This window comes from Paenibacillus suaedae (assembly GCF_032337355.1).
GTDB lineage: Bacteria > Bacillota > Bacilli > Paenibacillales > Paenibacillaceae > Paenibacillus_B > Paenibacillus_B suaedae.
Genome location: NZ_JAVYAA010000003.1, coordinates 186,840 through 201,757, shown reverse-complemented (window position 1 = coordinate 201,757; position 14,918 = coordinate 186,840). Strand labels below are relative to the sequence as shown.

The following is a 14,918-nucleotide window of genomic DNA, read 5'->3' as shown; positions in this document are numbered from 1 at the left end:
AAAAATTTGCGGGTAGCAAATTGTTGGTTAAATCATGAACTCAATATAACAACACCAAACAAAAAACAAGAGAGCAGATGCCCTCTTGTTTCTTCAAATCGTTTACTGAAATGAGTTTGATAAATGCAATTTTTATTAAATCATTAACTAATTTGTTTGTACGTTCTTCATTACTCTCTGCTCTACAATTGCAAGCCGTGTGAACAGCGCAACAGCGCCTGCTGCTAGACCGCTAATCAGTCCGATCCAATAGCCATACGCTTGCAGATCCGTCCAGTTCGCCAGGACATAGCCTAACGGTAGACCAATAATCCAATATGAGGCGAATGCAATCATGAACACGGCATTCACATCTTTATAGCCGCGAAGCGTTCCTTGCACTGGTGCCGCAACTGCATCAGACAGCTGGAAGAATATCGCGTACATCAGGAACGTTGATGTAATCTCACGCACACCCGCTTCCTTCGTGTACATGCCTGCCACTTCATTATGGAACAAGAACAGAAATACCGCACATAGCGAGGATAAGCCCACCGCTGTAAATATACCAAGTCTCGCATAGGTCTTCGCATCCTTGAATCGCTTAGCGCCTACCTCGAATCCAACGAGAATCGTTAATGACATCGCGATGCTCATCGGAAGCATGTATAATAATGAAGCAAAATTGAGTGCCGATTGATGTGCTGCAATTGTTGCCGTGTCATATTCACTCATGAATATGGTTACCATGGAGAAAATACTTACTTCAAAGAAAATCGATAATCCGATCGGCATCCCAATGCGAAGAATCTCTTTCCAATGGGTAAGCGATATCCCCTTCCAAGAACGAAACATGCCCATTTCCCGCATGCGATCGTTACGACGCAAAAATGCAAATGCGATGCATGTAATAATGAAATACGTAATTGCCGTTGCTATTCCAGCCCCTGCCCCACCGAACTGAGGAAGTCCCATTTTTCCGAAAATAAACAAGTAATTCAACAGCACGTTAATTGGGAAGGACAGCAGGGTAATGATCATCGTAACCCGAGTTAAGCCAAGTCCATCAATGCTAGCGCGCATTACGGTATACAGGAAGGAAGGAATGACTCCGAATCCGATTGCAGTCAAATATTCTCTTGCCACCCGGTGAACATCCGCATCCAGCTTCATAAAGGTTAGAATCGGATCAACCGCAAATATACCAATCCCAATGACAGCAGCTCCGAAGATAACCGCTAAATATGCTGCCTGGGTCACACTTGGAGCAATTAACTGCTTGCGTTCTGCTCCCATATGCTGCGCCACAATTGGCGTCACCGCAAGAAATATCCCGCTTATCCCTGTATATACAGGCACCCAAATACTCGTAGCGATCGCTACACCTGCCAAGTCAGAAGTTCGGTAGTTGCCTGACATGACCGTATCAAAGAATGTCATCAGCTGCATTGCCACTTGCGTTACGAAAATAGGCAATAAAATATGTAGCATTTGAATCAATTTTTGCTTTAATGAGTAAGTCTGTTTCATGTCTTCTTATCTCCTTGTATGCACAACTTTAACCATTGTAGCATCTCTCCCCATTGGTTTGAACAACTATTTGACCATTGGCTTCTTTACGCGGGATCACTCGTTCATTACAATAGAAGGAGTATGGAAGGAGGTCTCTGCCCAATATGACGATTCAGAAGACGAGAGACCGTGCTGTGCTTCAGCACAAGCTGCCGTCCCTGCCCTGGTACGTGCAACAATTTATTGAATATAAAATGCCCGATTTATCTCCATCCTCCTTGTTGGAATATGTGCGGGACTACGAAATATTTCTGGGCTGGCTCGTGTCCGAGCGATTAACCGATGCGCATGATCAGAAGGATGTTACCTTATTAGATTTGGAATCGCTTCGCATGGAGCATATCACTTCGTTTCGCATTTATTTGACGACATACAAAGAAACAACCAATGCCCGCGTGACCGTGTCCCGCAAGCTGTCATCCCTGCGCTCCTTATTCCATTACTTGAGTCAAATTGCGGAGGATGAGAACTTCTACCCGCTATTGAAGCGCAATGTAATGGCCAAAATCGAAATCAAACGCGTGCATAAACCAAAAGACAGCGCCTCTAAGCTGAAGGGTAAGCTGCTTGAAGATAATGAAATTAACGGGTTCATTCATTATGTGCGGGATGGTTATGGCCAAGATGTAGCCAATAACAAACAAGCTGCATATGCGCATGCGCAGAATGCAGTTCGGGACGCTGCCATTGTCAGCCTAATCCTGAATTCAGGGTTGCGGGTTAGCGAAGTTGTGAATCTCAACATGGATGATGTCGATATGAACAACAAGCTCGTCTATGTATACCGCAAGGGTCATAATGATGAGACGTTCAAGACTCCAGTTTATTACCGTGACAGCGCAAGACAGGACTTGGCCGAATACTTGGAGGCTAGATCAACTCGGTATGCAGCGCCTAAAAAGGAAAAAGCCTTCTTCCTCGCGATCAAGAATGGCGAGAAGGAAGGAAACCGCATGACGAAGCGTGCTATTCAGCAGATGATTATTAAATATGCAAAGAGATACGGCAAGCCTGCTCTAACTGTACATAAACTCCGACACTCATTCGCCACAGATTATTATTTGCAAAATGACATCTACAAAACAAAGGAACAGCTAGGCCACGCTTCGACAGAGACAACGGAGATCTACGCACACCTGACAGATAAGACAATGTCTGAAGCTATTGAGCGGCGGCAGGACGAGGAAGAGTAATCTCTTCTAATTTCCCCTGGAAGAATATCAGGAGGATTGGATGGAAAATCCATTGTGTACCAACTGTAATGAAATAGTATCAAATAAGAACCGCTCTTCTATCCTAGAAGAGCGGTTCTTATTTGCCTTCTGCTATCGCTTTCGGCGGAATATACTTCCCGAACCGGAACGAGTCTTCGGCGGTTTCGATTTTTTTACTTTCGGTGGATTATAACTTCCCCCGCTCCCCCCTCGTGATATGGAGCCGCGATTGCTATTATCCTTCGGCTGCCTTGAGAAGAACCCGCCCCCCGTATTCTTCGACGTATCTGTCGAGGAGCCTCTGCGGAAGATGGATCCCTTGCGATCCACTGTCATTGGAGGAGCCTTCTTCTTATCCTCCACCGTAGGCTTTTGGTATGATTTCGTCGGCTCGTATGTACGACGCTCATTATAACCCCGGTACTTCCCATACCCGCTTAATGAATCGAACAGTGTATCGAGAAGCTTGTATTGCAGGTACATCTCCAAGAAGCTTCGATCATAATTCTGCCTTACGTATTCCTGTGAAGCCACTTCAATAATCGAATCTTCTGGTTTGTCCTTGTCGCGCTGCACCTGTATGAGCTCATTATCATAGACGAGAAACATTCGCTCATCGCTCTGTTCAGAAGTCTGCTTCGGCTTGCGTTTATCCGCAATCTCCTTGGCCACTTCAGGCACGGTCGTATTCTCAGCGCGATAAATATAGGAAGTGCTCTTACCATCACGACTAACAGACTCCAGCGGATACGTTTCCGCTACATCATACTGTCCACAAGCCGTTAGCAACGGAATCAGTAAGCTGAAAATGACAAGCCATTTGATTGAATCCAATCCGAATTTTCGCATAGGCGCCTCTTAAGAACCGCGCAGAATACGTACGTCGGCGGATATGACGGAATCTCCTTCATACAACTGGAATCGTCCATCCTGCCATTCAATGCGAAGCAGCTTACGATCATCGGCTTGATAATGCCACACGTACTGCTCCCCAGATACGCCAAATGGCGTTTGTCCTGTACACACGACTCTGCCGTTATATTGGTCTTCCATGTAATACCACTTACCATCCAGTTCAATTTCTGTAGGAACTTCCTCTACATCATCCAGACGTCCGTCAATAGAATCGTACAGACTATAATAGGCCTGCTCTCTTTGCTCCACGAATAAATATTTAATGTGTGATCCGTCTCTCAGTGTCAGCCATGCAGAATTGCGTGTACGCCAATCTGTACGGCCAATAACTTCATAACTGACGAGTGAGATTTCACAAATATCCCCAGGGCCAAGCGTAGAGGGCGTTTTCTCTGGTTGAGGTGCTTCCGGCTTCGCCATAATATTTTTAATGCGTTTCCATAAGCTCATTAGTTCTGCCTCCTTCCTGTTGAATCCCTTGTTATATGCAGGCTGCAATAATTAACGCGCCAACCACATGCAGCGAACCAGCCACGAGTGCATACGACATATTGCCTTGCTTCGTCCCCTCTTCCAGGTTCATGTTGAATACAGTACGGAACAACAAGCGGATTAGCAATTCTAGAATAAGCAATATGACAAATGAGAAGAGAGACATCAACAATGCCTCGCCTAAGCTGTAAGCAACACGAATAGAACTAGATAAAATATAGCCTTGCGAGAACAGCTTCATAATAAAGCGAGTCGTTACCGCTACATTGCCTTGTCTCATTTCATGGACATCCTTATAACCTGTAAACAAGGAGTCTACAATCATGAGAATGAATAAGAGCACCGCTCCTATCGCTGTCCACACCGCAATACGCGGCACATTCTCCAGCAGGACTGACCAGTTTTCCAATCCGAAACTCAATTCGAATCCTCCCCCATTGCCCTTTGGACGAAAGCCTGCTTACACAGCAGTTTGTCCAGAATCGGCAATCTCGTGTAAAAGTGTGTTCTCTTCATTTTATTTCATTAACGAGCCCATATACCTGTACAAGAATAAAGAAAGACGCTTGTAACACAGATAACAAGCGTCTTCTGTATCCGATTATTCGGCAGATTTGTCGTACTTCTTCATCAGGGCTGCCAATTCATCCTCGACACCTTTATCCTTCGTCAAGCTCGCGAACTCATCATCGAGCGACTTGCCTCCCGCTCCACGGATTTCGTTGCTTGCTTCTGCTTGAGCTTCCATTTGAAGCATTTTGTCTTCCATACGCTTCAAGCCTGACATCGCAGTATCGGAGCTGAATCCCGCCATTGCTTTGTTGATTTCCGTTTGCGCCTTCGCAGCGTTGAAACGAGCGACCAACGTTTCGCGTTTGTTCTTCATATCTGTGTACTGCTTGCGCATTTCTTCCAGCTTCGCGCGAAGAGCGTCTGCTGAAGCTTTGTTCTGATCATAGCTCGCTTTGTACTCGTTCATTTTCGCTTCTGCTGCCTTCTTCTCTTCCAGAGCGCGGCGTGCCAATTCAATATTGTCAGCCTGTACTGCAATTGCTGCTTGCTCAGCACGCTTGTTCACAAGTGCTTCTTGCTCTTCATAGGACTGCTTGAAACGCTTCTCGATCGCGATCTGCTGGGCTACTGCACGTTCTGCTTCTTCCAAATCCTCTTGCATGTCACGTAAGTATTGATCTGTCATCTTAATTGGATCTTCCGCCTTCTCGATCAAGGCATAAATATTAGACATCGTTAAATCACGCAAACGTTTAAATACGGACATTGTATTGTTTCCTCCTTTGTGTGCATAACCATTGAAACAAAATACCCATCAGCTCAATATTATGTTTCATTACACATTCATACGAATCAGTTCCGAAGTTGTTTCAAAAAAACAAAAAAATCATATCTCTATTGTATACGGAAATGTGGAAAATTGTATACTCCTCTCGCTGCTTAAAGAAATCTTCATTCCATTCATACTTTCTTTACATAATGACTCGTAGGTAGCCATAAAAAAAGAAGAAGATCAGGATTGCCCAATCTTCTTCTCCGTATTCTAACCATTGTGATTTAATCAAGGGTGGACAGCATAAGCAAAAATTGTGACCACGCATGATCAACAACTGCATCAATATGTGCCGAACTTAGATTATCATAATGTATCCCTGCACATACGGTAACCGTAGCCTGAAGCTGACTCGCCGCTTGCTTAGCCATTGGCTCTGTCAGTACATATTCTTTATGCCCAGGAACTCCATTCGTCTGCACAACCCATTCGTGCTCATCCGTACTCGGATCCCTATATGCGGTAGATACCGCCCCAATATGCTCGTCTCCCCCGGCAATGATGAACAGGTAGTCTCGCCCAATTTTGCGATATTGAATGGTTATGTCTGCACCCGGTCGTTGCTCCTGCATGTATTCAGAGCCCCCCTTTAATGAAATACATTTGTCCAGAAGGCCTTACTTAATAATGCCGCGAATCTCATCCAGACTTTGAATGTTCTCCATTTCCATGAAGCTTAGAAGACCAGCAAGCAACTCTTCGCCAGCACGCAAGTTCATGAAGTTGTATGTGCCTACTTGAACCACCTCAGCCCCGGCCATAATAAATTCAATAATATCCGAAGCGGAGGCGATGCCGCCCATGCCCATGACGGGGATGGATACATGCTGGGACACCTGATGAACCATGCGCAGCGCAATTGGCTTAATAGCTGGCCCAGACAAGCCCGCGTACGTATTGGAAAAAACACTGCGCCGCTGATAAATATCAATCTTCATTCCCGAGAACGTATTTACTAAAGAGACACAATCCGCTCCCTCGTCTTCACACATTACGGCCATGTCTACAATATTCTCAGCATTCGGCGATAGTTTCACAGCAAGCGGCAGTGAAGTGACTTGCCGTACTTCGCGAATGACCTCACGAGCAACGTCTGTTTTCACACCAAAGGCAATACCGCCTTCCTTCACATTCGGGCATGAAATGTTCAACTCAATCATATCTACAGCCCGAACACGTGCTTTGCGCCGCTCTTCTGCATCCTTCGTTATCTTCAAGGCCCCGAGGACGTATTCTTCTATATTACTGCCGCCAAGATTGGCAATTTTCACGGGCTCAATCGTTTCCCAGAATTCCATTTCCTCTTCCAAAAATGCATCGATACCAGGATTCTCAAGCCCAACACTATTCATCATGCCGCCTGGTGTCTCCCACACCCGGGTTCCGTTATTCCCTAGACGTGGATGTAGGGTGAGTCCTTTGCAGGAGATGCCCCCCAGCTTGTTAATATCATATAATTTGGCATATTCTTGCCCAAAGCCAAACGTTCCCGATGCCATCACGATCGGATTGTTGAACGGAATGCCGGCTACATTACAAGCTAAGTTCCGCATGCCATTCCACCTCCTCCGCCAAAAATACAGGTCCATCCGCACATACTTTGCGGTTGCCGTTTTTATTCTTTACTGAGCATACATAACAAGCCCCGATTCCGCAGGCCATACGTTTTTCAAAAGATACATACACCTTCGTATCCAAGCCTTCTGCTTGCAAGGCAACTGCCTTCATCATTCCCAATGGACCACACACCAGCACATTATCGTATTTACTTAAGTCCACGTCATCTAGGAGGTTGCCGTTTACACGGACAACCAACTCATTCGCGTAAGGTTCGTATGCTTCCGTTAAATAGGACTGCCCTCGAAAGCCAAGATAGATATCCGGTTTATCCAACTGCTTCGCCGTATATAATAAGGGTGCAATGCCAATACCGCCTCCGATAAGTGCAGTTCGTCCCTCCACTCGCGGGAAGCCATTGCCGAATGGCCCCTCTAGCTGGATACGGTCTCCATCACGTAGCTGTGCAATTAAACGCGTACCCTCTCCTGCAATCTTGTACAGAAACTGGATGCTATCCTTCTCCAAATTGCAGATGCTAATTGGACGAGACAGAATAGGTGCCGTATTCCAGGCTCGCAGCATAAAGAATTGACCCATGCTTGCTTGAAATTGACCCTCCACCGTCATGAGGTAAATGCCTTCAGAGATGCGTTCGTTGGAAAGAATCGTATACACAAGTATGCTCCTTTTTTCACGAGTAAGGACAGTCTGCATCCTTCTCACGTTTATTGAGATGTGCAGATTCCTGCTCGTAAGAAAAGCCCACATTCACAACCTTATGGATTGCTGCCTATATGGCCTATGCATAAGCTTTTCTCACCTTTACACTTCTACTATGCATGTTCTGGTTGACATCCCACTGTGACCCATGTCACATTAGCGTATGAATTGTGACAATGGTTTCGCAAATTTTCAGAATATTAGCAAGAAGTTACAAGTGAACATCCTAACAATTATAGTCGATGAGATTATTTCCCTACCGTACTAGGTAAGTGGAAGGGCATATTTCTACCACCCCAAGGACATAACAAGAACATTGAACTGTTTATGGAATGGGGGAATGGCGCTATGCAACATTGTCGAATCTGCTTATCTGTACTATCCCTTTGTTTGCTCTGTATTACTGGCTGCTTCCATCGTTCGCAGGAAGCAACGCCTCCCATACCCAATCTTCCACCAAGCAAGCCAAATCAGTCGGAATCGATCCATTCATCAGCAGACAGTCTGTGGAGACAAGATCGCACTCATCCAGTACCACGTATCTTCAAGGCAGACTCTGTGAACATGCATTCCCCACATGCTAAGGAGAAGCAAGAGAATGCAGCTTCATCGGATCATCTTGAGATGCCTAAATTCACCATATCAGCTGAGCATAAAGAGCGTGATAACCAGAAAAGTCAGAAGAGACTGGAGTCGCAGCAGGCAGAGTCAGAATCTGGCCAGCAGAAACAGCGTTCTTCCTCTTCGAATGAACGCCAGCACAAGTGTCAGAAATCAACCCCGTCGCAATCTGCGGCGCAAGCTTCACAATCATCCCGCTCCAGCATGCATAAGATGAAGAAACAGCATCTCACGATTGCGGAACTGCGGTTGAAGTACCCACATATCTTTAAATTGAATGCGAAGCAGCGTCATGGAGAACGACAAGTTGCGCTCACCTTCGATGACGCACCGGATAACCGCATTACGCCGCTTGTATTGGATATATTGAAGGAGCACAATATCCGAGCCACTTTCTTTCTCGTTGGCTCTCGTGCCAAGGCTTATCCAGGACTCGTCGAGCGGATGGTGCGCGAGGGGCATGTGATCGGTAATCATTCGTACAATCATCCGTTGCTGACAAAGCTGACGCTTCCAGCTTTTGAACACCAGGTGAAGGATACTGAACGCATTATCGAGCAGTCTACCGGATATAAGCCTCGATACTTCCGTCCGCCATATGGAGAAATCAACGAAGAGCAATTGCGCTGGGCAGGAGATAATGGATACATGGTCGTCAATTGGGATGTAGATACAAACGATTGGCGTGGATTAACCGCTTCACGTATTTTGCAAAATGTGATGCGTGGGGTACGCCCAGGTTCCATCGTATTGCAGCATGCCAGCGGAAGCACACATAATGGGTATCTGCATGGAACCGTGAAAGCACTCCCATCGATTATTCAGCAGTTAAGGGAGCGGAAATATGAATTCGTCACCCTGCCTGATCTGCTCCAAGATCAGAAGGAAAAGAAGGAATAAACAAACAAGCCCCGCCATAATGGCGAGGCTTGTTGTTCAATTGCTATTGTAAGTATTCATCTACATCTATATATAATAGTAGATATTATTTCAACACGTATACTTTAACGTCTTGCACGCCGAATGTGTTGCCTGTCTTCTTGCTTACCGGTACAAATATGTCAACCTTTTTCCCCTTGATTGCACCGCCTGTATCCGTAGCTACAGCAACCATACCGCCTGTCGGCAAGTGTTTGAAATCATATCCCGTAATATACAATTTCGTACCAAGCGGAATCACTTTTGGATCGACCGCAACTGTACCTAGTTTCAATGCATTACCCAAAGCATCTACTGCGCCCCATTTTCCGTTTTCACTCGGATGAGCGGTATAAGCTGTTGCACGCATGCTTATCGTTTTCTTGTATGTCGCTGTACGTCCAGAGGACAATTGAACTACATTTTTAGGAGCAGCTTGTTGTACTGCTGCTTTCTGATTATTCGAAGCCGTTTTGACTGCCTGTTCGTCATTTTTTGCTACACCCAAAGCATTATTGACTGGCATCCCTTCCAAAACCGACTTTTGAACAACAGGGCTTGGAAGTTCGATGGAGAGTCCACCATACAGATTTTTCGGATTAATTGTCGGGTTTGCCGACAATACGGATTCAACACTCATGTTGTAATTCTTAGCAATTGAATAGAACGTTTCTCCTTCTTTTACCGTATAGGGCTCAGCCTGTGCCGGCAAAATTTGAAGAATGGACGCAAGTCCAAGTAAAGCTGCTGTAATCGTTAGTGTAATTCTTTTACGCATATGTTTTGTTTTCCTCCTGTGCATTAGCCTGCGGGGTTAGTTGTCGGATTCGGGTCAAGGAGTTCCCCTACGCCATTCCAAGTTGCGGAATAAGCGATTCACCCCAAGGTGTTCTCGTAATATCGAACACCGGTCAATAGTCCCCCGTACGGGTGTGTCGTTTCGGCTCGGATTGCATCATATCACAATTTTGTAACCTGTGCGCAGGAATATGATGGTAAGTCTCTGGAACCCGCGCCCCCCAATGGATTGAAGCTTCAAACTTTTTTTATTTCATAACAAATTTGTAATCAGAGATGACATTTTTGTAATCTTTCTGTTTCTATCATAGCACATATTTCAGATTTGTAAACGAAAACGCTTACATAATAAAGCAAACAACAATAGGCACCCCCTAAGGATGCCTATTCGAACACCTATATATTTACAATACCTCTTTACAATACTCTGCTTAGAAAATCCTGCGTTCTAGCATGCTTAGGATGGTTAAATAATTGGTCTGGAGAACCTTCCTCCACAATATTGCCGCCATCCATAAACAAAATACGATCGCCCACTTCACGTGCGAAGTTCATCTCATGAGTTACGATTACCATCGTCATTCCTTCTCCGGCGAGTGATTTCATGACCTCAAGCACTTCGCCGACCATCTCTGGATCAAGCGCTGATGTCGGCTCATCGAACAGCATCACATGCGGCTGCATAGCAAGTGCTCGCGCAATCGCGATACGCTGCTTCTGTCCACCGGACAATTGTCTAGGGAATGCCTTGGCCTTATCCGCCAATCCAACCTTGCCAAGCAGCTCCATTGCTAGTTTATTTGCTTCAGCCTCTGGCACATGTTTCACCTTTATTGGAGCAAGGGTAATATTTTGCAGCACGGTCATATGGGGAAATAGGTTGAACGATTGGAATACCATCCCCATTTTTTCACGTGTTTTGTTAATGTTGTGCGACTTGTCAGTGATGCACTGATCCTCGAAGCGGATATCCCCTTGTGTCGGAGTTTCCAGCAAATTAATGCAACGAAGGAGAGTACTCTTTCCGGATCCGCTAGGGCCTATGACTACAACCACTTCACCACGATCAATAGAGACATTTACCCCTTTTAAAATCTCCAATTTATCATACGATTTATGCAAATTTTGAATTTTAATCATGCTCGCTCAACTTCCTTTCCAAACGTGCCACCACTTTCGATAAAGTGAAGGTTAGAATGAGATAGATACACGCTGCTCCAATCAGTGGTCCCATCGCTGAATAAATTTTGGCACGAACGATATTTGTCTCAAACATCAAGTCTGCAATCCCGATGGTGCTGACAATTGAAGTCTCCTTAATAATCGTAATAAATTCGTTGCCGATCGCCGGAATAACATTGCGGAACGCTTGTGGAAGTACGATCAAGCGCATCCCCATTGGTTTTGACATTCCGAGAGAACGAGCTGCTTCCAATTGACCGTGGTCGATCGATTGTATGCCGGCACGAAAGATTTCAGCCAAATACGCACCACTATTTAAGGATAGAGCAATCGCTCCAGATGTTAGTGCACTGAATTCTACGCCATACTCTGCAAGTCCATAATGAATAATGAATAATTGTACAAGCAGCGGTGTTCCACGGAACACCTCGATATAGGTGACAGCAAACCATTTAAGCGGCTTTATTTTAGACATCCGCATCAAGACAATGGCCACTCCCAATAGTAATCCGAACAGAACGGATATCGCGGATAGCAGTACGGTTATGCCAGCACCGGATACAAATCCTAATTTATACGTCCATAACATGTCGAACCAATCGAACATGACAAACTTCCCCTTCCCTATCTATCACGACTGTTAATCTGCATTTCTTCTATATAAAGAGAAAAAGCTCCTCACTGGTTGAATTCCCACGAGGAGCGAACATATCACATCGAGATCCGTATAGACCGCATATAGATGCAATCCATCTGATCTTATTGTTCCGCCAGTTGTACCGCTTGTGTAATGAATTCATCCAGCTTGCCCTGCTGCTTCAAGCGTTCAAGCGTCTTATTCACTTCATCACGCAGTTTCACACTGCCCTTGCGTACTCCAATTACATATCCTTCACTTACTGGCTTCAATTCCACCGGCGCGACAGCGACTTCCTTGCGATTCGCAGCAAATGCCGCTGCCACAGGCTTCTCCACAACGACAGCCTCTAAACGATTCGACTCCAGTGCAAGAACGAGGTCGTTCACCTTATCCAGCATTTCCTTCTTCGCATCAGGGATTTGCTGAACGACATCCTCGAAGGTTGAGCCAAGCTGTACGCCGATCTTCATGCCCTTCAAATCTTCAGGTGACTTATACTTATCCTTGTCTGCAGCACGTACAATAACCCCTGCTTCCGCCAAGTAATAAGGTGTAGAGAATTCCATTGCATTCTCCCGCTCAGGCGTTGGATCTAGTCCCGCGATTGCGATGTCAATCTTGCCTGTCTTCAGTTCCTCAGGCAATGACGACAGTGATGTATCCTTAATCTCTAATTCAGCGCCCAAATCCTTCGCAATTTCCTTCGCTATCTCAATATCGAAACCGACAATTTGATCCTTGCCGTCGATTGTTTTACGGAATTCAAATGGTGGATAGTCAGCACTCGTGCCGAGTACCAGCTTTTTATTCTCTTGTACAGTTGCTAGACGGTCTTCCTTCGCACCGCAACCAACTAATAATGATAGAATGAGTGTGCATGCTGCAACAATTTTTAATGATTTCATTTGCTCCAACCCCGCTCTGTATATGTGTAATATTCCCCGCTCGCTCTTAGTGAGGTAACATCATTATACACGCAGATGCATAGTTATACAACCATTATTTCTTAGGAATTGGATTTAAAAGTAGAATATTAGCGCATAACTCTTCCATTTTATAATACATTGGTCAATTATGGCAACATCCAAACTATCCTTCTTGCTTCTTGCGGAATAGCGGGAGACTAATTGTGATAACTGTGCGACCTGGCACTGATTCAATGATAAGGTCTCCTTCATGGCGCTCAACGATACTGTAGCAGATGGACAAGCCTAGTCCTGTCCCCTTCTCCTTCGTCGTGACAAAAGAAGTTCCTGCCCTGGATAAAACCTCGGCTGGGAAGCCTGGCCCTTCATCTTCAATACATAGAAGAACCCTATCCCCTTTCATACGAGTTCGAATCGTCAACACCTGGTTTTCACTCATCGCTTCAAGTCCGTTCCGAATGAGATTGTGAAGAAGCTGCTTCATCTCTTTCTCATCCATTTCAATAGAAGGAACTGGTGATATGTCCAGGCGGATATCCTGGCAGCGAGCCGACGCTGATGCTTGCACAAGCGGGTATAATTGTGTAATGATTTCATTCAAGCAATGAGGACGAAATTGGACGAATTTATGTCTAGCCAAGGTCAAATACTCCGTAATGATCATGTTCGCCCGCTCAATTTCCTCCATCATCGTACGGAAATAGACATGCTCATCCGCATGCTCCGGCTTATTGCGAAGCAGCTGCAGAAATCCTTTGATTGTCGTTAGCGGGTTTCGAATTTCATGACTAAGCGCGGCAGCCATCTCTCCCACAACCTGCAGTGCGCTCATACGCTTCATTTCTTGCTCCATCTGTGCCTTCTGACGCAGCGCCTCACTCATCCGATTCATATCTGAGCCGAGCTGGCAAAATTCATTATTGGATTCGATTCTCACTGTCACGTCATAATCCCCACCGGCAATACGATGAGACGCCTCGACTAATTGATGCAGTGGAGTCACGATCAAACGGCGGATCCACCAGTTTATTAGGATGTAAATCACAACAATAAGTAAACTGATCGTAATTAGGGTTACGACCCATACGTAAAGCAACACGCTGCTAATAACTCCCGCAGGCAGCATAATGATTGCTCTCCAGTTCGTCTCCTCAAGCGGAATTGAGAATATATACATGGAGTTCCCACGATAGTCATCAATGATAATAGACTCCTTAGAGTCATTTACTTTGCGTAATAAAGTCGCTGTATCTTCATTAAGATTGGTGTATATATTGTCATAAATCGTTCGTTCTTCATCTGGGTCGTATAATAAATTGCCTTGTAGGGAAGTAAGTAGAATCTTGCTGCTGGGGTGTACACTTAGCTTGTTTGCTAACTGCTTCAAATCGCCAAACCGTATATCAACTCCGGCCACACCGAGCAGTGTGCCTCCTGAGTCGTATACAGGCGTGCTGACGGATATCATCGGTAGGTTTACATAAGGATCAATGTATGGTGCTGTCAAATAGGTTCCATTCTTCTTCACTGAACCATGATAATAGTCGTATTGCGGGTCATCTCGATACTGAGGCAGTGACTCGTCCACATGTTCTTGTTTATTGAAATTACGGAGCAGACCGGATTCATCATGACCAAACCAGGATGTAAATTTCTCCTTCCATTTCGAACCGGTCTGCATGGTGAACCAGTACCCGAATACGAGATCCTTCGGTTGAAATGCATACCATTCTGTCAATTGATTCACTTCAGCCTTGATTCGCCCAGATGTGTCGAATATGCCCTGAATGACTCTCGCATACGTCTCCACCATTAGCTTGTGGTGACGAATGGCCGCTTCAACATCGTGAGCGGCCATCTTAACTTGATTCAAATAATTGTTCTGTATGCTCGTCTCAATAATCGAACGAACAGCTTCATACGAAAATGAAAAAATAATGGCCAACGCAGCCACTAGTGTCGTCACTACCCGGGCGCTTAGTTGGCTATGTATCGTTCTAAACATAACATCCTCCGATTGACAATTGTCAAGACAA

15 protein-coding genes and 1 riboswitch are annotated in these 14,918 nt (G+C 45.3%); of the genes, 2 read left to right on the top strand and 13 right to left on the bottom strand.

The window, feature by feature from the left end; translation table 11 throughout:
- Nucleotides 1-147: 147 nt before the first annotated feature.
- The gene (locus RQP50_RS14315) at nucleotides 148-1,509 is read right to left on the bottom strand and encodes an MATE family efflux transporter (protein ID WP_315745811.1); all 1,362 of its coding nucleotides are present in this window, start codon (nucleotides 1,507-1,509) and stop codon (nucleotides 148-150) included.
- Between the two features lie 146 nt (nucleotides 1,510-1,655).
- On the opposite strand from RQP50_RS14315, the gene xerS reads away from it, so the two are divergent.
- Nucleotides 1,656-2,744 (top strand): tyrosine recombinase XerS, encoded by a 1,089-nt coding sequence (xerS, locus tag RQP50_RS14310; RefSeq protein WP_072728440.1) that lies wholly within the window; start codon nucleotides 1,656-1,658, stop codon nucleotides 2,742-2,744.
- A 132-nt stretch (nucleotides 2,745-2,876) separates the two neighbouring features.
- On the opposite strand, the gene RQP50_RS14305 is transcribed toward xerS, so the two are convergent.
- The 7 genes from RQP50_RS14305 to RQP50_RS14275 all read right to left on the bottom strand — a co-directional run bounded on the left by RQP50_RS14305 (nucleotide 2,877) and on the right by RQP50_RS14275 (nucleotide 7,752).
- Nucleotides 2,877-3,614 (bottom strand): DUF4247 domain-containing protein, encoded by a 738-nt coding sequence (locus RQP50_RS14305; RefSeq protein ID WP_021253857.1) that lies wholly within the window; start codon nucleotides 3,612-3,614, stop codon nucleotides 2,877-2,879.
- Nucleotides 3,615-3,623: 9 nt separating this feature from the next.
- Nucleotides 3,624-4,130, bottom strand: a complete 507-nt coding sequence (locus RQP50_RS14300) for a DUF4178 domain-containing protein (protein WP_072728439.1) — start codon at nucleotides 4,128-4,130, stop codon at nucleotides 3,624-3,626.
- 31 nt (nucleotides 4,131-4,161) lie between these two features.
- The gene (locus RQP50_RS14295) at nucleotides 4,162-4,593 is read right to left on the bottom strand and encodes a DUF350 domain-containing protein (RefSeq protein ID WP_021253859.1); all 432 of its coding nucleotides are present in this window, start codon (nucleotides 4,591-4,593) and stop codon (nucleotides 4,162-4,164) included.
- Between the two features lie 180 nt (nucleotides 4,594-4,773).
- A complete protein-coding gene (locus tag RQP50_RS14290; RefSeq protein WP_021253860.1) occupies nucleotides 4,774-5,451 on the bottom strand; it encodes a PspA/IM30 family protein in 678 nt (225 codons plus the stop codon).
- Nucleotides 5,452-5,741: 290 nt separating this feature from the next.
- Entirely contained in the window at nucleotides 5,742-6,089 is a 348-nt protein-coding gene (gene lpdD, locus RQP50_RS14285) for a prenylated flavin chaperone LpdD (protein ID WP_174809418.1), read from the bottom strand.
- 45 nt (nucleotides 6,090-6,134) lie between these two features.
- Entirely contained in the window at nucleotides 6,135-7,070 is a 936-nt protein-coding gene (locus RQP50_RS14280) for a dihydroorotate dehydrogenase (protein ID WP_315745810.1), read from the bottom strand.
- A complete protein-coding gene (locus tag RQP50_RS14275) occupies nucleotides 7,051-7,752 on the bottom strand; it encodes a dihydroorotate dehydrogenase electron transfer subunit (protein WP_174809420.1) in 702 nt (233 codons plus the stop codon). The genes RQP50_RS14280 and RQP50_RS14275 overlap by 20 nt, the downstream gene beginning before the upstream one ends.
- A gap of 393 nt (nucleotides 7,753-8,145) precedes the next feature.
- Between RQP50_RS14275 and RQP50_RS14270 the strand changes: the two genes are divergently transcribed.
- Complete coding sequence (locus tag RQP50_RS14270) at nucleotides 8,146-9,318, top strand: polysaccharide deacetylase family protein (RefSeq protein ID WP_315745809.1); 1,173 nt, start codon at nucleotides 8,146-8,148, stop codon at nucleotides 9,316-9,318.
- 85 nt (nucleotides 9,319-9,403) lie between these two features.
- On the opposite strand, the gene RQP50_RS14265 is transcribed toward RQP50_RS14270, so the two are convergent.
- The 5 genes from RQP50_RS14265 to RQP50_RS14245 all read right to left on the bottom strand — a co-directional run bounded on the left by RQP50_RS14265 (nucleotide 9,404) and on the right by RQP50_RS14245 (nucleotide 14,887).
- A complete protein-coding gene (locus tag RQP50_RS14265) occupies nucleotides 9,404-10,114 on the bottom strand; it encodes a 3D domain-containing protein (protein WP_021253865.1) in 711 nt (236 codons plus the stop codon).
- Between the two features lie 9 nt (nucleotides 10,115-10,123).
- A riboswitch (cyclic di-AMP (ydaO/yuaA leader) is annotated at nucleotides 10,124-10,292 on the bottom strand.
- Between the two features lie 259 nt (nucleotides 10,293-10,551).
- Nucleotides 10,552-11,274, bottom strand: coding sequence for an amino acid ABC transporter ATP-binding protein (locus RQP50_RS14260; protein ID WP_065291663.1), 723 nt, complete (start codon nucleotides 11,272-11,274; stop codon nucleotides 10,552-10,554).
- Complete coding sequence (locus RQP50_RS14255; protein WP_021253867.1) at nucleotides 11,267-11,923, bottom strand: amino acid ABC transporter permease; 657 nt, start codon at nucleotides 11,921-11,923, stop codon at nucleotides 11,267-11,269. The genes RQP50_RS14260 and RQP50_RS14255 overlap by 8 nt, the downstream gene beginning before the upstream one ends.
- Before the next feature lie 152 nt (nucleotides 11,924-12,075).
- On the bottom strand, nucleotides 12,076-12,861 hold the full coding sequence (locus tag RQP50_RS14250) for a transporter substrate-binding domain-containing protein (protein WP_021253868.1): 786 nt from the start codon (nucleotides 12,859-12,861) through the stop codon (nucleotides 12,076-12,078).
- A gap of 184 nt (nucleotides 12,862-13,045) precedes the next feature.
- The gene (locus tag RQP50_RS14245) at nucleotides 13,046-14,887 is read right to left on the bottom strand and encodes a HAMP domain-containing sensor histidine kinase (protein WP_315745808.1); all 1,842 of its coding nucleotides are present in this window, start codon (nucleotides 14,885-14,887) and stop codon (nucleotides 13,046-13,048) included.
- Between the last annotated feature and the right edge of the window lie 31 nt (nucleotides 14,888-14,918).

What these genes read in the sequence shown, in the direction of transcription:
- RQP50_RS14280 (WP_315745810.1), bottom strand. Translation starts at nt 7,070, where the DNA reads ATGCGGAACTTAGCTTGTAATGTAGCCGGCATTCCGTTCAACAATCCG.
- RQP50_RS14290 (WP_021253860.1), bottom strand. Translation starts at nt 5,451, where the DNA reads ATGTCCGTATTTAAACGTTTGCGTGATTTAACGATGTCTAATATTTAT.
- RQP50_RS14260 (WP_065291663.1), bottom strand. Translation starts at nt 11,274, where the DNA reads ATGATTAAAATTCAAAATTTGCATAAATCGTATGATAAATTGGAGATT.
- RQP50_RS14250 (WP_021253868.1), bottom strand. Translation starts at nt 12,861, where the DNA reads ATGAAATCATTAAAAATTGTTGCAGCATGCACACTCATTCTATCATTA.
- RQP50_RS14255 (WP_021253867.1), bottom strand. Translation starts at nt 11,923, where the DNA reads ATGTTCGATTGGTTCGACATGTTATGGACGTATAAATTAGGATTTGTA.
- RQP50_RS14305 (WP_021253857.1), bottom strand. Translation starts at nt 3,614, where the DNA reads ATGCGAAAATTCGGATTGGATTCAATCAAATGGCTTGTCATTTTCAGC.
- xerS (WP_072728440.1), top strand. Translation starts at nt 1,656, where the DNA reads ATGACGATTCAGAAGACGAGAGACCGTGCTGTGCTTCAGCACAAGCTG.
- lpdD (WP_174809418.1), bottom strand. Translation starts at nt 6,089, where the DNA reads ATGCAGGAGCAACGACCGGGTGCAGACATAACCATTCAATATCGCAAA.
- RQP50_RS14245 (WP_315745808.1), bottom strand. Translation starts at nt 14,887, where the DNA reads ATGTTTAGAACGATACATAGCCAACTAAGCGCCCGGGTAGTGACGACA.
- RQP50_RS14265 (WP_021253865.1), bottom strand. Translation starts at nt 10,114, where the DNA reads ATGCGTAAAAGAATTACACTAACGATTACAGCAGCTTTACTTGGACTT.
- RQP50_RS14315 (WP_315745811.1), bottom strand. Translation starts at nt 1,509, where the DNA reads ATGAAACAGACTTACTCATTAAAGCAAAAATTGATTCAAATGCTACAT.
- RQP50_RS14300 (WP_072728439.1), bottom strand. Translation starts at nt 4,130, where the DNA reads ATGAGCTTATGGAAACGCATTAAAAATATTATGGCGAAGCCGGAAGCA.
- RQP50_RS14270 (WP_315745809.1), top strand. Translation starts at nt 8,146, where the DNA reads ATGCAACATTGTCGAATCTGCTTATCTGTACTATCCCTTTGTTTGCTC.